Source organism: Streptomyces sp. NBC_01224, assembly GCF_036002945.1.
In the GTDB taxonomy this organism is placed as follows: Bacteria; Actinomycetota; Actinomycetes; order Streptomycetales; family Streptomycetaceae; genus Streptomyces.
Genome location: NZ_CP108529.1, coordinates 2,611,949 through 2,630,789 on the forward strand (window position 1 = coordinate 2,611,949; position 18,841 = coordinate 2,630,789).

18 protein-coding genes are annotated in these 18,841 nt (G+C 69.1%); 6 read left to right on the forward strand and 12 right to left on the reverse strand.

What is annotated here, in order from left to right; all coding sequences use genetic code 11:
* Positions 1–109 precede the first annotated feature (109 nt).
* Positions 110–316: a hypothetical protein gene (locus tag OG609_RS11010; protein ID WP_382906169.1), complete on the forward strand. Its 207-nt coding sequence runs from the start codon at positions 110–112 to the stop codon at positions 314–316.
* A gap of 1 nt (position 317) precedes the next feature.
* Here the strand turns inward: OG609_RS11010 and OG609_RS11015 are convergent, their stop codons facing one another.
* From OG609_RS11015 to OG609_RS11025, 3 genes are all read right to left on the reverse strand, one after another.
* Positions 318–860 carry a hypothetical protein gene (locus tag OG609_RS11015; RefSeq protein ID WP_327272658.1) on the reverse strand — a complete coding sequence of 181 codons (543 nt, stop codon included), beginning with the start codon at positions 858–860 and terminating at the stop codon, positions 318–320.
* Positions 861–913: 53 nt separating this feature from the next.
* Positions 914–2,077 carry an ABC transporter substrate-binding protein gene (locus OG609_RS11020; protein ID WP_327278004.1) on the reverse strand — a complete coding sequence of 388 codons (1,164 nt, stop codon included), beginning with the start codon at positions 2,075–2,077 and terminating at the stop codon, positions 914–916.
* Positions 2,078–2,292: 215 nt separating this feature from the next.
* Positions 2,293–3,732 (reverse strand): gamma-aminobutyraldehyde dehydrogenase, encoded by a 1,440-nt coding sequence (locus OG609_RS11025; RefSeq protein WP_327272659.1) that lies wholly within the window; start codon positions 3,730–3,732, stop codon positions 2,293–2,295.
* Positions 3,733–3,895: 163 nt separating this feature from the next.
* Here OG609_RS11025 and OG609_RS11030 point away from each other — a divergent pair, with 163 nt between their 5' ends.
* The 5 genes from OG609_RS11030 to OG609_RS11050 all read left to right on the forward strand — a co-directional run bounded on the left by OG609_RS11030 (position 3,896) and on the right by OG609_RS11050 (position 9,184).
* Positions 3,896–4,402, forward strand: coding sequence for an Lrp/AsnC family transcriptional regulator (locus OG609_RS11030; protein WP_327272660.1), 507 nt, complete (start codon positions 3,896–3,898; stop codon positions 4,400–4,402).
* Positions 4,387–5,766, forward strand: a complete 1,380-nt coding sequence (locus OG609_RS11035; RefSeq protein ID WP_327272661.1) for an aspartate aminotransferase family protein — start codon at positions 4,387–4,389, stop codon at positions 5,764–5,766. Before OG609_RS11030 ends, OG609_RS11035 begins: the two co-directional genes overlap by 16 nt.
* Positions 5,767–6,100: 334 nt before the next feature.
* The gene (locus OG609_RS11040) at positions 6,101–6,838 is read left to right on the forward strand and encodes an ABC transporter ATP-binding protein (RefSeq protein WP_327272662.1); all 738 of its coding nucleotides are present in this window, start codon (positions 6,101–6,103) and stop codon (positions 6,836–6,838) included.
* The gene (locus OG609_RS11045) at positions 6,820–8,004 is read left to right on the forward strand and encodes a hypothetical protein (protein ID WP_327272663.1); all 1,185 of its coding nucleotides are present in this window, start codon (positions 6,820–6,822) and stop codon (positions 8,002–8,004) included. The genes OG609_RS11040 and OG609_RS11045 overlap by 19 nt, the downstream gene beginning before the upstream one ends.
* 55 nt (positions 8,005–8,059) lie before the next feature.
* The gene (locus OG609_RS11050; RefSeq protein WP_327272664.1) at positions 8,060–9,184 is read left to right on the forward strand and encodes an LOG family protein; all 1,125 of its coding nucleotides are present in this window, start codon (positions 8,060–8,062) and stop codon (positions 9,182–9,184) included.
* 12 nt (positions 9,185–9,196) lie between these two features.
* On the opposite strand, the gene OG609_RS11055 is transcribed toward OG609_RS11050, so the two are convergent.
* From OG609_RS11055 to tsf, 9 genes are all read right to left on the reverse strand, one after another.
* Complete coding sequence (locus tag OG609_RS11055) at positions 9,197–9,649, reverse strand: SRPBCC family protein (RefSeq protein ID WP_327272665.1); 453 nt, start codon at positions 9,647–9,649, stop codon at positions 9,197–9,199.
* Positions 9,650–9,857: 208 nt separating this feature from the next.
* Complete coding sequence (locus OG609_RS11060) at positions 9,858–10,883, reverse strand: ABC transporter ATP-binding protein (protein WP_327272666.1); 1,026 nt, start codon at positions 10,881–10,883, stop codon at positions 9,858–9,860.
* Between the two features lie 2 nt (positions 10,884–10,885).
* Entirely contained in the window at positions 10,886–12,499 is a 1,614-nt protein-coding gene (locus OG609_RS11065; RefSeq protein ID WP_327278005.1) for an ABC transporter permease, read from the reverse strand.
* A gap of 146 nt (positions 12,500–12,645) precedes the next feature.
* Positions 12,646–13,755, reverse strand: a complete 1,110-nt coding sequence (locus OG609_RS11070; RefSeq protein WP_327272667.1) for a thiamine ABC transporter substrate-binding protein — start codon at positions 13,753–13,755, stop codon at positions 12,646–12,648.
* A gap of 232 nt (positions 13,756–13,987) precedes the next feature.
* On the reverse strand, positions 13,988–15,094 hold the full coding sequence (gene rlmN / locus OG609_RS11075; RefSeq protein ID WP_093899078.1) for a 23S rRNA (adenine(2503)-C(2))-methyltransferase RlmN: 1,107 nt from the start codon (positions 15,092–15,094) through the stop codon (positions 13,988–13,990).
* Between the two features lie 102 nt (positions 15,095–15,196).
* Positions 15,197–16,282, reverse strand: a complete 1,086-nt coding sequence (locus OG609_RS11080) for a phosphatidate cytidylyltransferase (RefSeq protein ID WP_327272668.1) — start codon at positions 16,280–16,282, stop codon at positions 15,197–15,199.
* A complete protein-coding gene (gene frr / locus OG609_RS11085) occupies positions 16,282–16,839 on the reverse strand; it encodes a ribosome recycling factor (protein ID WP_037690170.1) in 558 nt (185 codons plus the stop codon). The genes OG609_RS11080 and frr overlap by 1 nt, the downstream gene beginning before the upstream one ends.
* Before the next feature lie 180 nt (positions 16,840–17,019).
* The gene (gene pyrH, locus OG609_RS11090; RefSeq protein WP_266357511.1) at positions 17,020–17,796 is read right to left on the reverse strand and encodes a UMP kinase; all 777 of its coding nucleotides are present in this window, start codon (positions 17,794–17,796) and stop codon (positions 17,020–17,022) included.
* A 160-nt stretch (positions 17,797–17,956) separates the two neighbouring features.
* The gene (gene tsf, locus OG609_RS11095) at positions 17,957–18,793 is read right to left on the reverse strand and encodes a translation elongation factor Ts (RefSeq protein WP_327272669.1); all 837 of its coding nucleotides are present in this window, start codon (positions 18,791–18,793) and stop codon (positions 17,957–17,959) included.
* Between the last annotated feature and the right edge of the window lie 48 nt (positions 18,794–18,841).

The window sequence follows — 18,841 nt, forward strand, 5'->3', positions numbered from 1 at the left end:
CCCCGCTGGTGCAGGCCGCCTGTCGATGCCGTGGGTCGTCCCCCGGGATCCCCCGTCTGGAGCCGGCGACGGCGTATCTGCTGACCACCCTCACCGTGGTGCCGCTGGTGTGGCGGCGTCGTGGCGGCTGGGCGGCCACGAGGTCTGGGGCAAGACCGGTGGCCGCTGGGGTTACAACGCGGGAACAGGGGGCACCCGCGATCTCTCCCGCACCCTCGTCCACAGCGTGAACTCCACGGACGCGAAGGGGCAGGGCACCAACGACGTCGTGGTGGGCCTGATCGTCAGCGCCTTCGGAGCCCCGGCGCGGGAGTGACTCAGACGGCCGTCGCGGCGGAGAGCGGTTCCGGTGACGGTGTCTGCGGCAGGGCCTCCAGCCGCTTGATCATGCGGCGTACGACGAGCAGCGGGATCATCCCGAAGACCCCGAACGACATGTCGATGACCGACCACCACAAGGGGATGTCCCGGATCGGTCCGCAGATCAGGGCGAGCGGGATGATCCCCGCGCAGGCGATCATGCCGAACTCGACGACCCAGATGTTGCGGACCGGGTCTCGGTAGGGGCCGTAGAAGGCGACCGCGATCACGAGGTGCGCGAAGGCCAGCCAGTCGGTGCCGTACAGCACGAAGGGGTACTTCGCGTCTGCCTCGTCGAGACCGGTGCGGACCCGGGTGATCCACTCCATCAGGGCCGGGAAGTGCTCAGGTACCGGAGAGGCCGAGGACTTCAACAGGTCCTCGGCCCAGTGGAGTTCATGGACGAGCGGGAAGGCGGTCAGCCCGCTCAGCGCCAGACAGACGACAAAGGCGACCAACCACACGCGTATGTGCCTCAGCAGGGCGCTTCGCTCGCTCATGTCTGCAGCGTACGCCCGTATTTACCGGCTCTTTACGCCACCCCCGATACGGCTCACAGGCCGACTACGGAGTTCCACTTCTTGGCGAACTCGGTGCGCTCCTCGGACGTGATGTCGCGGGCGATCGCCAGCCGTCTGCGCATCGCGTCGTCGGGGAAGATCAGCGGGTCCTCGGCCAGCGCGGCGGCCTCCTCGTCCTTGGAGGAGGCCAGCACCTCGCGGGCGGCCGGGACGGGGCAGACGTAGTTCACCCAGGTCGCCAGCTCCGCGGCCACCTCCGGCTCGTAGTAGTAGTCGATGAGCTTCTCGGCGTTGCGCTTGTGGCGGGCGAGGTTGGGGATCATGAGGGACTCCGCCCAGAGTTCGGCGCCCTCCTCGGGCACCACGAACTCGATCTCCGGGTTGTCTGCCTGGAGCTGGATGACATCGCCGGAGTAGGCCTGGCAGGCGAGCACATCGCCGGTCGACAGGTCCTTGATGTAATCGTTGCCGGTGAAGCGGCGGATGTGCCTCTTCTTCACCAGCTTCTCCACCTGCTCGCACACCTCGTAGAAGTCGTCCCGCTTCCAGCGGGTGATGTCGACGCCGTTGCCCTGCATCAGAAGGGCGAAGGACTCGTCGAGCCCGGACAGCAGCGTCACCTTGCCGCGCAGGTCGTCCGCCCACAGATCGCTCAGGTGCTTGATCTCCCGACCGAGCTTCTTGCGGTTGTACGCGATGCCGGTGATCCCGGACTGCCAGGGGACGCTGTGCATCCGGCCCTTGTCGAAGGCGGGCGAACGCAGCTGCGGATCCAGGTACTTGGCGACGTTGGGCTGCTCGGCCCGGTCCATCTCCTGCACCCAGCCGAGCCGGACGAACCGGGCGGCCATCCAGTCGCTGATGACGATCAGGTCCCGGCCGGTCTCCTGGTGGTTCATCAGGGCCGGGCTGATCTTTCCGAAGAACTCGTCGTTGTCGTTGATCTCCTCGGTGTACGTGACGGAGATCCCGGTCCGCTTGCTGAACGCGTCGAGTGTGGGCCGCTTCGACGTGTCCTCGTCGTCGGTGTCGATGTACAGGGGCCAGTTCGCGAAGTGCAGGAAGTGGTCACGCGCCGATGTGTCGCGACCGGCGCGGTCACCGGGCTCCACATAGGCGGCGGGCACTCCGCAGCCGGCCAGCGTGACGCCGGCCGCTGTGGCCCCGAAGGCGCGCAGCAGGGACCGGCGGGACATGAGGTTCTTCGGGGTTGCTCGCACCTGCGCAGGATGCCGGTCGGGCGACGGCGGGGGCAATGGACCAACCGTCCAGCGGCACACGCTCCGTCCGCACACCCTGTCGATGCCGTCGCCGGTGCCGATGCCGATGCCGATGCCGATGCCGATGCCGATGCCGAACGGAAACGGCCCCGGACTCATGCCCGGGGCCGCTCACCGCAACTGACGAAGACTCAGCCGTCGAGCGAGGTCATGACGTGCTTGATGCGGGTGTAGTCCTCGAAGCCGTACGCGGAGAGGTCCTTGCCGTAGCCGGACTTCTTGAACCCGCCGTGCGGCATCTCGGCGACGAGCGGAATGTGGGTGTTGATCCACACACAGCCGAAGTCGAGGTTCTTGGACATCCGCATGGCGCGGGAGTGGTCCTTGGTCCACACCGAGGAGGCCAGGGCGTACTCGACACCGTTGGCGTACTCGACGGCCTGGGCCTCGTCCGTGAACTTCTGGACGGTGATGACCGGGCCGAAGACCTCGTTCTGGATGATCTCGTCGTCCTGCTGGAGGCCGGAGACGACGGTCGGGGCGTAGAAGTAGCCCTTCTCTCCGACCCGGTGGCCGCCCGCCTCGACCTTGGCGTGGGCGGGGAGCCGCTCGATGAAGCCGCTGACCTGCTTCAGCTGGTTGGCGTTGTTGAGCGGGCCGTACAGCACGTCCTCGTCGTCCGGCTGCCCCGTCTTGGTGTCGGCGGCGGCCTTGGCGAGGGCGGTGACGAACTCGTCGTGGATCGACTCGTGGACCAGGACGCGGGTCGCGGCCGTACAGTCCTGGCCCGCGTTGAAGTAGCCCGCGACGGAGATGCCCTCGACGGCCTTGGCGATGTCGGTGTCCTCGAACACGACGACCGGGGCCTTGCCGCCGAGCTCCAGGTGCACCCGCTTGACGTCCTTGGCGGCGGACTCGGCGACCTGCATGCCGGCCCGTACCGAACCGGTGATGGAGGCCATCGCCGGGGTCGGGTGCTCGACCATCGCGCGGCCGGTGTCGCGGTCGCCGCAGATGACGTTGAAGACGCCCTTGGGGAGGATCTGGCCGATGATCTCGGCGATCAGCACGGTCGATGCCGGGGTGGTGTCGGACGGCTTGATGACGACGGTGTTGCCCGCGGCGAGCGCCGGGGCGAACTTCCAGACGGCCATCATCATCGGGTAGTTCCACGGCGCGACCTGTGCGCAGACGCCGACCGGCTCGCGGCGGACGATCGAGGTGAGGCCCTCCATGTACTCGCCGGCCGAGCGGCCCTCGAGCATCCGCGCGGCACCCGCGAAGAAGCGGATCTGGTCCACCATCGGCGGGATCTCTTCGGTGCGGGTGAGCTCGATCGGCTTGCCCGTGTTCTCCGACTCGGCTGCGATGAGGTCCTCGGCGCGCTCCTCGAAGGCGTCCGCGATCTTCAGCAGGGCCTTCTGGCGCTCGGCGGGCGTGGCGTCGCGCCAGGCGGGGAAAGCGGCCGCGGCGGCGTCCATCGCGGCATCGACATCGGCCTGGCCGGAGAGCGGCGAGGTCGCGTAGACCTCTTCCGTCGCCGGATTGACCACGTCGATGGTCCGCCCGTCAGCGGCGTCCCGGAACTCTCCGTTGATGTAGTTGCGCAGACGGCGCACCTCGGTGGTCACAACCACCCCTCCTGTCGACACGTCCAATGGATGAGATGACCAGCCTAGTCGCTCAGGTATCGCTTTCGACATGCCCAACCGCCGTGAACTTCGGATTCAGTGAGATCTGGACCCTCAGACAACGAATTTCATCGATTCGGGGTTGCCAGACCGACGAGTCCCGGTGCACAGTGGATGCGTGGCCAGTCGCAGCGCAGACTCCAGGACCGGGAGCGGATCGTCCCCAGCGGTCGATGCCGTATCCCTCGCAATCATCGAGCAGCTCCAGGAGGACGGGCGTCGTCCGTACGCCGCGATCGGCAAGGCCGTCGGCCTCTCCGAGGCGGCCGTGCGGCAGCGTGTCCAGAAGCTGCTCGACCAGGGCGTGATGCAGATCGTCGCCGTCACGGACCCACTCACCGTGGGATTCCGACGACAGGCGATGGTCGGCATCAATGTCGACGGCGACCTCGATCCCGTCGCCGAGGCGCTGTCGGCCATGGCCGAGTGCGAGTACGTGGTGATGACCGCGGGCTCCTTCGACCTGATGGTGGAGATCGTCTGCGAGGACGACGACCACCTGTTGGAAACGATCAACAAACGCATCCGGGCCATCCCCGGTGTGCGCTCCACCGAGAGCTTTGTGTACCTGAAGCTCAAGAAGCAGACCTATATGTGGGGAACCCGATAGCCGTGAGCAAGGACCTCAGCCGAACCGCGTACGACCACCTGTGGATGCATTTCACCCGCATGTCGGACTACGAGAACGCGCCCGTTCCCACCATCGTGCGTGGCGAGGGCACCTACATCTACGACGACCAGGGCAAGCGCTACCTCGACGGCCTGTCCGGCCTGTTCGTGGTCAACGCCGGTCACGGCCGTCACGAGCTCGCCGAGGCGGCGTACAAGCAGGGCCAGGAGCTGGGCTTCTTCCCGGTCTGGTCCTACGCCCACCCGAAGGCCGTCGAGCTCGCCGAGCGCCTCGCCGACTACGCGCCGGGCGACCTCAACAAGGTCTTCTTCACCACCGGTGGCGGCGAGGCCGTGGAGACCGCCTGGAAGCTGGCCAAGCAGTACTTCAAGCTCCAGGGCAAGCCGACCAAGTACAAGGTCATCTCGCGTGCGGTCGCCTACCACGGCACCCCGCAGGGCGCCCTGTCGATCACCGGCCTGCCGGCCCTGAAGGCCCCCTTCGAGCCGCTGGTCCCCGGCGCGCACAAGGTGCCGAACACGAACATCTACCGCGCCCCGATCCACGGCGACGACCCGGAGGCCTTCGGCCGCTGGGCCGCCGACCAGATCGAGCAGGAGATCCTCTTCGAGGGACCGGAGACGGTCGCCGCGGTCTTCCTGGAGCCGGTACAGAACGCAGGCGGCTGCTTCCCGCCGCCGCCCGGATACTTCCAGCGCGTGCGCGAGATCTGCGACAAGTACGACGTGCTGCTCGTCTCCGACGAGGTCATCTGCGCCTTCGGCCGTCTCGGCACGATGTTCGCCTGCGACAAGTTCGGCTACGTGCCGGACATGATCACCTGCGCCAAGGGCATGACCTCGGGCTACTCCCCGATCGGTGCCTGCATCGTCTCGGACCGCGTCGCCGCGCCGTTCTACGAGGGTGACAACACCTTCCTGCACGGCTACACCTTCGGTGGCCACCCGGTCTCCGCGGCGGTCGGCCTCGCCAACCTCGACATCTTCGAGCGCGAGGGCCTCAACCAGCACGTCCTGGACAACGAGAACGCCTTCTACACGACGCTGCAGAAGCTGCTCGACCTGCCGATCGTCGGCGACGTCCGCGGCAACGGCTTCTTCTACGGCATCGAGCTGGTGAAGGACAAGGCTACCAAGGAGACCTTCACCGACGAGGAGACCGAGCGCGTCCTGTACGGCTTCCTCTCCAAGGCGCTGTACGACAACGGCCTGTACTGCCGGGCCGACGACCGCGGCGACCCGGTCGTCCAGCTCGCGCCGCCGCTGGTCTCCGACCAGTCGACGTTCGACGAGATCGAGGGCATTCTGCGGACCGTCCTCACCGAGGCGTGGACCAAGCTCTGACCGGCGGTTCGATCGGCTGACCGGCCACGGACCGGCCGGCCGATCGCCCCTGTCCGCCCGTCCGCCCGACGGGCCAGGATCTGTCCGGCCGTGATCCGCCGGACGGCCCTGTGGCTTGACCACCGGCTGACCACCGCTTGACCGGCTTCCAGCGGTCATTTCATACGGTCCACACGGCCCGGATGCGCCCATTCGAGTGGGATGGAGCGCACCCGGGCCGTGTGCTGTGCCCACACCGCGGTTCGAATCCTTACGGTGCCGAGTGACCGATCGGCCCCCTCTTCGTTCCCCCGTAAGGGGGACGGGACATACGATCTGAACCGAGGTGTACGCCATGGTGGCCCCGCCGGACAACGACGTGATCTGGGCGCGTTCCCTGCACCACTCCCACAACGGCTCACCCGCGCTCGGTGGCGTCTCCATGGGTGTCCACGACGGCGAGATCCTCGCCGTGACCGGCCCCAGGGGCAGCGGCAAGACGACCCTGCTGCACTGCCTCTCCGGTCAACTGGTGCCCCAGCAGGGCGAGGTGTGGTTCAACAGCGTCCCCGTCCACACCATGGGCCCCCGCTTGCGCGAACGGCTGCGCCGCGACAAGTTCGGCTGGATCGCCCCCGAGCCCCAGCTCGTACCGGAGCTGAACACCTGGGAGAACGTGGCTCTTCCGCTGCTGCTTCGCGGCGCCTCGCACCGGGAGGCGAAGAAGACCGGCCTGGAGTGGCTGGAGCGGCTGGACATCGGCGCGTGCGCCAAGAAGCGACCGCACACGCTGGTCCAGGGGCAGCGCCAGCGGATCGCCGTGGCCCGCGCGCTGGCTGCCTCCCCCTCGGTGATCTTCGCCGACGAGCCGACCGCGACCCTGCACCGCACCGACCGGACGCATGTGCTGCGCACCCTCACCAGCGCGGCCCGCTCGCACGGCATCACGGTCGTGCTCGCCACCCATGACGCGGAGGTCGCCGCCCTCGCCGACCGTACGGTCCCGCTGCTGGACGGCCGCCCCGTCGCCACCGTCGCCCTGCCCGGAGTATCCGATGCGGAGGGCAGGGCGGCGTGCTCGCTCTCCGTCTAGCCCGGGGTTCCCATCCGCTGGTCCTGATGCGGCGGCTGCTGGTCGCGGCCGCCTCCGCCGGGGTCGGCTTCCTGCTGCTGTGTGCCCTGGGCTACGCATCGGGGCACCCGGCGCACTCCGCTGCGGCCGGGCTGCGGCTGCTGTGGTGCTTCGTACCGCTCGCCGCCACCGTGCAGCTCGCGGTCGCGGTGGCCCGTACGGACCCGAGCACCCGGCCACGCTCCGGGCTGTCCGCCGTGGGCCTCGGGCCGGTCAGGCTCACGGCGCTCGCCGCGGTCTCCACAGCCGTCTCCTGCACCCTCGGCTCGATGGTGGCGCTGCTGTTCTTCCTGCATCTGCGCGGCGATCTGTCCGGGCTGCCGTTCGACGGTGCGGCAGCAGGGCTGCTCGACGCGGACGCCCCGCTGCCGCTCGCAGCCGTGCTCATGCTGCTGGCCCTGGTCCCGGTGGCCGCGGCGACGGCGTGCGGGCTGGCGCTGCGCACCCGGCCGGTCCAGGCAGCGGTCCCGGACAACGTCTCCTCGGACGACGCGCCGGAGCACCGGCCACCCACTCCGGCGGCGCCCCCGACCGGGCTGCCGTGGGGGGTGGCGCTGATCGCGGCCGGTCTCGCCGTAGAGGCCTACCTGAGCCGCGGCGACGGGCGCAGTCTGCTCCCGCTCCCCGGCAGGTTCAACGCCACCCCGGCCGGAGTGCTGGCGGGGTGGATGCTGACGGCGATCGGCCTGGCCGTGGCCGGATCCGGCCTGGCATATCTCTGCGGGCGGCTGCTGCAGGCGGTGCGCCCCGGCGCCGTACGGCTGCTGGCCGGCCGCGTGCTGATGGGCGAGGCGCGCCGGATCGGCGGGCCGCTCGGTGTGGTCTGCGCGGTGCTCTCCGCGATGATCGCCGCCTACGCGCTGTACGGGACGGGGCCACGCCCCTTCGGCCCGCTCACGGCACTGGGAGCGGTGCTCGTCCTCGGCTGTACGTCGGCGACGCTGCTGACCTCGGCGTTGGAGGCGAAGCAGGCCCGCACCCGGACGGCGCAGGCGCTGTCGCGGCTGGGTGCCCCGGCCTCGGTGCTGTGGGCCGCGACGGCCCTTCGCGCCGCCGCGCTGCTGGTCGTCTTCGCCCCGTTGACCTGGCTGGTCGCCGAGCTGGCGGCGCTGCCGCTGACGGCCTGAGGGCACCGCGTCCCGGCCACGCCCGTGCACCTCGGCCGCTACGTAGCATGACAACGTGGACAACCCGGACGACAGCAATCCCGTACCCGGCCCGGAGATCGAGTCGCTCGCCGAATTCGACGCGGCGGTCGCCTCCGGGAGGCTGGCCGGACACCGGGTCCAGTCCGTCGACCTGACGGACCGGGGCGCCGCCCTGCTGGCCGCCGATACGGCCGGTACCGTCTTCCTCGGCTGTCTGATGACGCCCGGAACGGCCGCGAAGGTACGGGCCGACGGTGCGTTCGTCTTCCCGCCGGTGCCCGGACTGCCCTTCGATCCGTACCGCGGCCTGCTCTACTCCCCCGACGCGCTCTACGAAGGGCTTACGGACGGCGGCTACGCGGCGACGCCCGATGCCCGCGCGTACCGCTGGTTCCAGGAGACCCGGGCGAGCGGCGACACCTTCGCGTCGATGCTGCGTGCGCTCCACGACGACGCGGTCTCCGACGCGCTGGACGAACACCTCGTCGGCGCTTCTGTCGTCGGGGTGATGGGCGGCCATACGACGGCCCGCGGCAGCGCGGAGTACGCGGCCGCGGCCCGGCTGGGCCGGACGCTGGCCCGGAGCGGCCTGACGGTGGCCACCGGTGGCGGGCCGGGCGCGATGGAGGCCGCGAACCTCGGGGCGTACGCGGCGCCGCACCCCGATCCGATGCTGGACAAGGCCTGCGAACTCCTGGCCGCCACCCCCTCGTTCACCCCGTCGGTCACCGACTGGGCGCTGGCCGCCTTCGCCGTACGGGAGCGCTGGCCGGGTGGCGGCGGCTCGGTCTCGATCCCCACCTGGTTCTACGGACATGAGCCGCCGAACCCGTTCGCGGATCACATCGCCAAGTACTTCGCCAACGCACTGCGCGAGGACGGGCTGCTCGCCCGCTCCTCGGCGGGCGTGATCTTCCTGCCGGGCGCGGCCGGCACCGTTCAGGAGATCTTCGACAACGCGACGCCGAACTACTACGGCTCCCGAGGCAGGCCGGCCCCGATGGTGCTGGTCGGCCGCGCGCACTGGACGAGGGAGCTGCCCGCGTGGCCACTGCTGCGCGCACTGGCCGACAGCCGGCCGATGGAGTCCCGTATCGCGCTCGTCGACACGGTGGACGAGGCCGCCGAGGCACTCGCCCGGTTGTCTGCGAAGCGGTAGGCCGAGGCCGGTTCAGAGGGACGCGAGACGGGCCACGAGCGCGTCGAAGAAGGCCTCCCAGCCGTCCTCGGCGGCTGCGTACTGCTCTGCCGTGAGGTTGCCGCCGCGCTGCTTGAAGACCATTTCGGTGGTCTTGTCGCCGCGGTCGGTGAAGGTGACGGTGACGGTCTCGCCCTCGACGTCGGCGGGTGCGGTGGCGTCCTTCAGCGTGAACACCAGCCGCTCGGGGGCAAGGACCTCGCGGTAGACCCCGTGGAAGGGCATCTCGGTGCCCGGCACCACGATGACCAGGCTCCAGGCGCCGCCCGGCCTGACATCCATCGACACCCGCTCGAGCGGCACCTCGGCGTCCCCGCCGTACCAGGCGGCGAAGTGCTCGGGCGTCGTCCAGGCCTCGAAGACCAGTTCCCGCGGGGCGTCGAGGACGCGGGTGATGTCGATGCCCTCGCGTGCTGACTCAGTCATTGTTCCCGTCCTTCTCGGAGTCGTTCCGGATCTGCCGCATGTCCTCCTACAGCTTGCACGGACACCACTGCGCAGACCCGCCGCGTGTGATTCGGTCCGGGCCGCTCCAGCAGTTCCGGAGGCCGGGAGACGGCGGGCGGGATCGTCGGATACGGCTCGGCCGGTCAAGTGAACCTGGCCACGTCCTTTGCCGGAGGCGCGAGGCCGGTCAGAAGACGGCGGGCAGGACGACGGTCTCCGCCGCGTCGAAGCCGACCCCGACCGTCGCGCCCTCCTGCGGGGCCTCCCGCAGCGCACACTCCGCCTCCAGGACCGGACCGACCACCGGCGTCAGCTGTACGGCGACGTGGTTGCCCCGGAACGTTCGCGCCCCGACCGTGCAGCGCAGCCCCCCGTCCGGGGAACCGATCCGGACCCCGGCCGGGCGCACCAGCAGATCGCACGCCCCCTGCGGCGAGCCCGTGGGCACCGGCACCTTGCCCCACACCGTGTCGGCGGCCGTGCCGGCCACCGTCGCCTCCACCACGTTGTCGAAGCCGAGGAACCGGGCGACGAAGGCGGAGGCGGGCTGCTGCCAGACCTCCATCGGCGTGCCCACCTGGGCGATCCGCCCGCCGCGCATCACCACCACCCGGTCGGCGAGGGCGAACGCCTCGCTCTGGTCATGGGTGACGGCGAGCACCGTCGTACCCAACTGCCCGAAGAGCGTGCGCAGTTCGACGACGAGCCGTTCACGCAGGCCGCGGTCGAGCTGGCCGAGCGGCTCGTCCAGCATCAGCAGCTTCGGGCTCGGCGCGAGCGCCCGCGCGAGGGCGACGCGCTGCTGCTCACCGCCGGACAGCGCGGCGACGGCCCGCCGTTCGGAGCCGGGCAGGCCCACCAGGTCGAGGAGTTCACCGACTTTGCGCTCCTGATCGCGCCGCGACACCCCGCGCATCCGCAGCCCGAAGGCGACATTGGCGCCGACATCCCGGTGCGGGAAGAGCTGGTGGTCCTGGAACATCAGGCCGAGTCCGCGCCGGTGCACCGGCACCCCGGCCTGGTCCGCGCCGTCCAGCAGCACCCGGCCGCCGTCCGGCGGGTGCAGTCCGGCGACCACCCGCAGCAGGGTCGACTTGCCGCTGCCGCTCGGCCCCAGCACGCACACGATCTCGTGCTCGGCGACCTCCAGATCCACCCTGTCGAGTGCCGCCCGCTCACCGAAGCGGACCGTGGCCGATTCCAGTGTCAGCATTTCTAGAACTCCCCGGATCGGTCGGTGCGGATACGTTCGAGCAGCAGCAGCGAGAGGGCGCAGACCACCATCAAAATGGTGCTGAGGGCCATTGCCTGGCCGTAGTTGAGCTCCCCGGCCCGTCCCAGCAGCCGGGCCACGGCCACCGGCAGCGTCGGGCGGTCGGGCCGTGCGATGAACACCGTCGCGCCGAACTCACCGAGCGACACGGCGAACGCGAAGCCGGCCGCGACCAGCAACGCCCGCCGCACCAGCGGCAGATCGACCTCCCGCCAGGCCCGCAGGGGTGACGCCCCGAGCACCGCGGCCGCCTCCCTCAGCCGTCCGTCCACCGCCCGCAGGACCGGCAGCATGGTCCGTACGACGAAGGGCACACCGACCAGCGCCTGGGCGAGCGGCACCAGAATCCATGACGTCCGCAGGTCCAGCGGTGGCTTGTCCAGGGTGATCAGAAAGCCGAACCCGACGGTGACCGCGGACACCCCGAGCGGCAGCATCAGCAAGGCGTCGAAGCCGCGAACGAGCCGCCCCGCGCGCCGGGTCAGCGCCGCGGCGGCGAGCCCGCCGATGACCAGCGCGATGACGGTCGCGACCAGTGCGTACTGAGTTGAGTTCCAGATCGCTTCGAGCGGGGGGACCAGGAACGTACCGCCGCCGGCGTCGGCGGACCGCAGGGCGCGGTAGAAGTCGAAGCCATGGCCGCCGGGTGTGTCCAGTGAGCGCTCGACCAGCACCCCGAGCGGCAGCAGTATCAGCACGAGCACGGTCAGCAGCACCCCGCAGAGCAGCGCCCACTGCCCGGCGCCGCGCGGCCTGCGGGCAGTCTGTGCCGGGTCGACCAGCTTCAACGCGGTCTCCCTGCGCCGTACGGTCCACGCGTGGACGGCGAGGATCGCGCCGACCGCGGCGAACTGCACCAGCGTCAGCACGGCGGCTGTCGGCAGGGCGAGCAGTTGGGCGGTCTGCCGGTAGATCTCCACCTCCAGCGTGGAGTACCCCGGGCCGCCGAGGATCTGTACGACCCCGAAGGAGGTGAAGGTGAAGAGGAAGACCATCAGCGCGGCGGCGGCCACGGCGGGCGCGAGGGCCGGCAGGGTGACCCGCCGCCAGGCGGCGAACCGCCCGGCGCCCAGCACCCGGGCGGCCTCCTCCTGCCGTGGGTCGAGTTGTGACCACAGCCCGCCCACGGTCCGTACGACCACCGCGTAGTTGAAGAACACATGGGCGAGCAGAATTGCCCAGACGGTGGTGTCGAGCCGTACGCCCCAGAGTTCGTCGAGGAAGCCGCCGCGTCCCAGCAGCGCCAGGAAGGCGGTCCCGACGACAACGGTCGGCAGGACGAACGGCACGGTGACGACCGCCCGCAGCAGTTGTTTGCCGGGGAAGTCGAAGCGGGCGAAGACATAGGCGCCGGGCAGCGCGATCAGCATGGTCAGCGCGGTCGAGGCGAGCGCCTGCCAGGTGGTGAACCAGAGGACGTCGCGAATGTCCGGCCGGGTCAGCACCTCGCCGATCCGGCCGAACTGCCAGACACCGTCCACCTTCAGCCCGCGGCCGACGATCGCGGCGACGGGGTAGGCGAAGAACAACGCGAAGAACGCGACAGGCACGGCCATCAGGCCGAGCCGCACCGCGCTCGCACGCCAGGCCTTTGCGCGCGCCGAGTTCGCGTGCCCGGAGCGGGCGCGCGGCCTCTTCCCGCGCGCCCCCTCCCCGTGCTCGCTCTTCCCGCCCGCGTCCGTTCCGCGTACGGGAGTCTTCGCTACTTCACTACGAGCGAGGACCACGACTGGACCCACTGCTCACGGTTCTTGGAGATCTTGTCGGGGGCGACGGTCGTCGGCTTGTCCACCGTCACGCCGAACTTCGTGAAGAGTTCCGGCAGTTCCGCGCTCTTGGTGACCGGGTTCACGAACATGTTGAGTGGCATGTCCTCCTGGAACTTCTTGCTGATCAGGAAGTCCAGCAGGGCCTTGCCGCCCGCCTCGTTCTTCGCGCCGTTCAGCAGACCCGCGAACTCGATCTGGCGGAAGCAGGTCCCGGTGGCGACCCCGGTCGGGGCCTCGGCCGGCTGCGGCTTCGCGTACAGCACCTCGACGGGCGGGCTGGAGGCGTACGAGACGACGAGCGGCCGGTCGGCCTTGGCCTTCTTGCCGCCCGCGGAGCCGGAGAACTCCTCGTTGTACGCCTGCTCCCAGCCGTCGACGACCTTGACGCCGTTGCTCTTCAGCTTCTTCCAGTAGTCCTGGTAGCCCTTCTCGCCGTAGCTGGCGACGGTACCGAGGAGGAAGCCGAGGCCGGGCGAGGAGGTCCCGGCATTCTCCGTGACGAGGAGGTTCTTGTACTCGGGCTTCGCCAGGTCGTCGAAGGACTGAGGCGGCGCGAGCTTCTTGTCGGCGAAGTACTTCTTGTCGTAGTTGACGCAGATATCGCCGGTGTCGACCGGGGTGACCCGGTGCTCGGCGTCCAATTGGGTGCCGGCCGCCACCTGGTCGAGGCCCTTCGCCTCGTACGGCGTGAAGAGACCGCTGTCGAGAGCGCGGGAGAGCAGGGTGTTGTCGACGCCGAAGAACACATCGCCGCGCGGGGAGCCCTTGGTCAGGATCTCCTGGTTGAGCGCAACACCCGCGTCACCGCTCTTCAGCACCTTGACGGTGTAACCGGTCTCTTCGGTGAACTCCTTGAGCACATCCTTGGAGGCGTTGAAGGAGTCATGGCTGACGAGAGTCACGGTCTTCGAACCGGAGCTCTTCGTGGAGCCGGAACCGGAGTCCGACTTGTCGGAACTCCCGCATCCGGCAAGTGCCGTGACACCGAGCGCGGCGGCGACAGCCGTCGCCGCAAGCTGCTTGGTTCTGCGTGTGGTGCTCATTGTGGATTCCTCCTGGGTTTTGGCCAGGAAGAGACGCGGCCCCACCCCTGGAGAAGCGGGCAGGGCGCAACAGCATGAGTTGATGACCGAACTTCCTACCCGGAATGACCCGGGCGAGGTTCAGAGGGTCTGCGGCCGACCTGTTCTCGGTGCCGCACTCTCAGCGCTGTGGCGCTCCCCTGTCGGAATATGAAGTTGATTTCAGGCCCAGGCTACACGGGCCGTTCCGGCCTCAGCGCTCGGCTGCCGCCAACTGCCCGCAGGCCCCGTCGATCTCCTGACCGCGGGTGTCCCGCACGGTCACCGGCACTCCGTGTGCCGCGATCGCTTCGACGAACGCCTTCTCGTCCTCGGGCCGCGAGGCGGTCCACTTGGAGCCGGGCGTCGGGTTCAGCGGGATCAGGTTGACGTGCACCCGCTTGCCCTTGAGGAGCCGGCCGAGCCGGTCACCGCGCCACGCCTGGTCGTTGATGTCCCGGATCAGCGCGTACTCGATGGAGATGCGGCGGCCGGACTTCTCTGCGTACTCCCACGCGGCGTCCAGCACCTCGCCCACCTTCCAGCGCGTGTTCACGGGGACGAGCGTGTCGCGCAGCTCGTCGTCCGGTGCATGCAGGGAGACGGCGAGGCGGCACTTGAAGCCCTCGTCGGCGAAGCGGAGCATCGCGGGCACCAGGCCCACAGTGGAGACGGTGATCCCGCGCTGCGAGAGCCCCAGCCCGTCCGGTTCCGGGTCGGTCAGCCGGCGGATCGCGCCGACCACTCGGTTGTAGTTGGCGAGCGGCTCGCCCATGCCCATGAAGACGATGTTGGAGAGCCGCGCCGGACCACCGGGGACCTCCCCGTCGCGCAGCGCGCGCATGCCGTCCACGATCTGGTGGACGATCTCCGCGGTCGACAGATTGCGGTCGAGACCGGCCTGGCCCGTGGCGCAGAACGGGCAGTTCATCCCGCATCCCGCCTGCGACGAGATGCACATCGTCACCCGCTCCGGGTAACGCATCAGGACGGACTCGACGAGTGTCCCGTCGTGCAGCTTCCACAGCGTCTTACGGGTGGTGTCGTCATCACAGCTGATGTGGCGGACCACCGACATCAGGTCGGGGAACATCGCCTCGGCGAGCTTGTCCCGCGAACCGGCCGGGATGTTGGTCCACTCGGCCGGGTCGTGCGCGTACCGCGCGAAGTAGTGCTGTGAGAGCTGCTGGGCGCGGAACGGCTTCTCGCCGATCGCGGCGACGGCTTCCTTGCGCTCGGCGGGCGTGAGGTCGGCGAGGTGCCGCGGTGGCTTCTTGGCTCCGCGGGGCGCGACGAAAGTGAGTTCTCCGGGCTTAGGCATGGTTCATCCAGTGTCGCAGACAGAACAGTGAGGGCCCGCCGCCCTGTGGACAACGGACCCTCACCGGCAAAAGCCCAGGTCAGGGACGGTAGAGCTCGGGGATCAGCCGGAACCCACGAACAGCACCAGCAGCAGCCAGACCACCGGGGCGGTCGGCAGCAGCGAGTCCAGCCGGTCCATGATGCCGCCGTGGCCCGGCAGCAGCGTGCCCATGTCCTTGATCCCGAGGTCCCGCTTGATCATCGACTCGCCCAGGTCACCGAGAGTGGCACTGACCGCGACCGCGAGCCCCAGCAGCAGTCCCTGCCACCAGGAACCGCCGTCGATCAGGAACTGCATGCACAGCGCACCGGCGACCATCGCGAAGGCGACGGCCCCGAACAGGCCCTCGCGGGTCTTTCCGGGGCTGATGCGCGGCGCGAGCTTGTGCTTGCCGAAGCGCCAGCCGACGGCGTACGCACCCGTGTCGCTGACCACGGTCAGCAGGAGGAAGGTGAGCACCCGCTGAGGGCCGTCGTCCGCGGTCAGGAGCATGGCGACGAAGGTGGCCAGGAACGGTACGTAGAACGCGGCGAAGACGCCGGCCGTAACGTCCTTGAGGTAGCCCTCGGGAGGCTCGGTCATCCGCCAGACGAGCACCGCGAGTGCGGTCAGCGCCATCGCCACCCAGGCGCCCTCGGCACCCCGTGCGTATCCGGCCACCACCATCGCCGCGCCACCGACCGCCAGCGGGATGAGCGGCGCCTTGATGCCCTTGCGCTCCTCCAGCCGGGAGGTGAGCTCCCACAGCCCCACGACGACGGCGACGGCGATCACACCGACGAAGACGGCCTTCACGATGAACAGCGAGGCGACGATGACGGCGCCGAGCCCCACACCGACCCCTATTGCGGATCGCAGATCACGGCCCGCACGTTTCTTCTGCGGGGGCGGTGGCGCGGTGGACATGGGCTCCTGCGGCTTCTCGTCACGGAACAGGGGGCCGCCGCTCAGGCGTGCGGCCCCCTGGTCCCGGTCATCACGGTCGTCAGCGTCTCTACCTGCGTCGGGACCGTCCGGCACTATGGGCATGGGCCGAGTCTGCTGGGCGTCATGCACATCGTATGCAGGACCCGCCGGGGCGGCCTGCATCTCGGGCGCACCCCAGCGGCCGGCTCCCTGCGGGGCGCCCCAGGAAGAGTCGTTCATCAGACTTCGAGCAGCTCGGCTTCCTTGTGCTTGAGCAGCTCGTCAACCTGTGCGACGTACTTCGCGGTGGTGTCGTCGAGCTCCTTCTCAGCGCGACGCACCTCGTCCTCGCCGGACTCCTTGTCCTTGACCAGCTTGTCGAGCGTCTCCTTGGCCTTGCGGCGCACGGCCCGGATGGAGATCTTGGAGTCCTCGGCCTTCGTCTTCGCGACCTTGATGTAGTCGCGGCGACGCTCCTCGGTGAGGTCCGGGAAGGTCACCCGGATGATATTTCCGTCGTTGCTCGGGTTGACGCCGAGGTCCGAGTCGCGGATGGCCTGCTCGATGTTGCGCAGCGCGGTCTTGTCGAACGGCGTCACGACGGCCATGCGCGGCTCGGGCACCGAGAACGAGGCGAGCTGGTTGATCGGGGTCAGCGCGCCGTAGTAGTCGGCGACGATCTTGTTGAACATCGCCGGGTGCGCACGGCCGGTACGGATCGCGGCGAAGTCCTCTTTCGCGACGACGACGGCCTTCTCCATCTTCTCCTCGGCCTCAAGGAGGGTTTCTTCGATCACCACGTGCTCCTGCGTGTCTTGAGTGGGCCCGGCGTGCTCGGGCCCGGCGGGTCCTGCGTCGCGTCCTCACCTGCACGGTGTCCGACCGGCAGGCCGTTGTCCATCCTTCGGGACCTGTCCCGGGGTGTTCCCCGCAGGCCCCGGACCTTCCCTCGACTTCCCGGGAAGGTCCCCCGGTTCTCAGGCCCGGGTGCCCTGGTCACTCACGAGCGTGCCGATCTTCTCACCCTTGACCGCGCGGGCGATATTGCCCGTGGCGGTCAGCTCGAAGACGAGGATCGGCAGCTGGTTGTCACGGCAGAGCGTGATGGCGGTGGCGTCGGCGATCTTGAGATCGCGGGCGAGCACCTCGCTGTACTCAAGGGCGTCGAACTTCACCGCGTCGGGGTTGGTCTTCGGGTCGGAGTCGTAGACCCCGTCCACCCCGTTCTTGCCCATCAGCAGACCCTGGGCGTCGATCTCCAGGGCGCGCTGGGCGGCAGTGGTGTCGGTGGAGAAGTACGGCATCCCCATGCCGGCGCCGAAGATGACGACACGGCCCTTCTCCAGATGGCGCACGGCGCGCAGCGGGATGTACGGCTCCGCGACCTGTCCCATGGTGATGGCGGTCTGGACGCGGGAGTCGATGCCCTCCTTCTCCAGGAAGTCCTGGAGTGCCAGGCAGTTCATGACCGTGCCGAGCATGCCCATGTAGTCGGAGCGGGCCCGGTCCATGCCGCGCTGCTGGAGCTCGGCACCGCGGAAGAAGTTGCCGCCGCCGATGACGACCGCGATTTGCGCGCCGTCGCGGACGACTGCCGCGATTTCCCGGGCGATGGCGTGTACGACGTCGGGGTCGACACCGAGACCCCCGCCGCCGGCGAACGCCTCTCCGGACAGCTTCAGCATGAAGCGCCCGGGTACCTTGCCGTCGTCGCGCTTGTGGTCACCTGTTGCGGCGTCCGCGCCCTTGTTCATGGAGATTCTCCTCGTGCACATACGAAGAAGGCCATTGCCGGTGGGTCTGGTGTCCCTCAGCGGCAATGGCCTCCTCGTCAAGATCTGCGGTCGTACGGCATGTGTGCGGCCGACGACTGCACCAGACCCTATCGGGGTCCACCGTTGTTCGCGGACGGACTCAGATGCCGACCTTGATGCGCGAGAAGCGCTTCAGGGTGACACCGGCCTCGTCCAGAACCTTCTGGACGGACTTCTTGTTGTCCTTGGCGAACGCCTGCTCCAGGACGACGACGTCCTTGAAGAAACCGTTGACGCGGCCCTCGACGATCTTCGGAAGGGCGGCCTCGGGCTTGCCCTCCTCGCGAGAGGTGGCCTCGGCGACACGACGCTCGTTCTCGACCGTCTCGGCCGGGACCTCGTCGCGGTTGAGGTACTTCGGGGCGAAGGCGGCGATGTGCTGCGCGACGTCCTTGGCGACCTCGGCGTTCTCCTTGTCGAGCTCGACCAGGACGCCGACCTGCGGCGGGAGGTCGGGCATCGTGCGGTGCATGTACGCAGCCACGTAACCGCCGGTGAACTGCGCGAAGCGGTCCAGGACGATCTTCTCGCCGAGGTTGGCGTTGGCCTCGTCGACGTATGCCTGAACGGTCTTGCCGGCCTCGATCTCGGAGGCGAGCAGCGCGGCCAGGTCGGCAGGGGAGGTCGCGGCGACGTGGGCGGCGAGCGTGTTGGCCACGGTCTGGAACTTCTCGCCCTTGGCGACGAAGTCCGTCTCGCACTTCAGCTCGAGCAGAACGCCGGAGGTCTTGTCCTCGGAGATGAGGGAGACGACGGCGCCGTTCTCGGCAGAACGGCCCTCGCGCTTGGCGACGCCCTTCTGACCCTTGATACGGAGCGCCTCGACGGCCTTGTCGACGTTGCCCTCGGCCTCGTCGAGCGCCTTCTTGCAGTCCATCATGCCGGCGCCGGTCAGCTCGCGGAGCTTCTTGACGTCAGCGGCGGTGTAGTTCGCCATGAGTCTGTGTTTCTCTCTCGAAGTCTGAAAGATCTACGGGTGGACGGC

Bases quoted from the DNA above. Each gene is read 5' to 3' on its own strand.
- OG609_RS11015 (WP_327272658.1), bottom strand. From the start codon at position 860: ATGAGCGAGCGAAGCGCCCTGCTGAGGCACATACGCGTGTGGTTGGTC.
- OG609_RS11020 (WP_327278004.1), bottom strand. From the start codon at position 2,077: ATGTCCCGCCGGTCCCTGCTGCGCGCCTTCGGGGCCACAGCGGCCGGC.
- OG609_RS11040 (WP_327272662.1), top strand. From the start codon at position 6,101: ATGGTGGCCCCGCCGGACAACGACGTGATCTGGGCGCGTTCCCTGCAC.
- OG609_RS11055 (WP_327272665.1), bottom strand. From the start codon at position 9,649: ATGACTGAGTCAGCACGCGAGGGCATCGACATCACCCGCGTCCTCGAC.
- OG609_RS11060 (WP_327272666.1), bottom strand. From the start codon at position 10,883: ATGCTGACACTGGAATCGGCCACGGTCCGCTTCGGTGAGCGGGCGGCA.
- OG609_RS11065 (WP_327278005.1), bottom strand. From the start codon at position 12,499: ATGGCCGTGCCTGTCGCGTTCTTCGCGTTGTTCTTCGCCTACCCCGTC.
- OG609_RS11070 (WP_327272667.1), bottom strand. From the start codon at position 13,755: ATGAGCACCACACGCAGAACCAAGCAGCTTGCGGCGACGGCTGTCGCC.
- rlmN (WP_093899078.1), bottom strand. From the start codon at position 15,094: ATGCCTAAGCCCGGAGAACTCACTTTCGTCGCGCCCCGCGGAGCCAAG.
- OG609_RS11080 (WP_327272668.1), bottom strand. From the start codon at position 16,282: ATGAACGACTCTTCCTGGGGCGCCCCGCAGGGAGCCGGCCGCTGGGGT.
- pyrH (WP_266357511.1), bottom strand. From the start codon at position 17,796: ATGAACAAGGGCGCGGACGCCGCAACAGGTGACCACAAGCGCGACGAC.
- tsf (WP_327272669.1), bottom strand. From the start codon at position 18,793: ATGGCGAACTACACCGCCGCTGACGTCAAGAAGCTCCGCGAGCTGACC.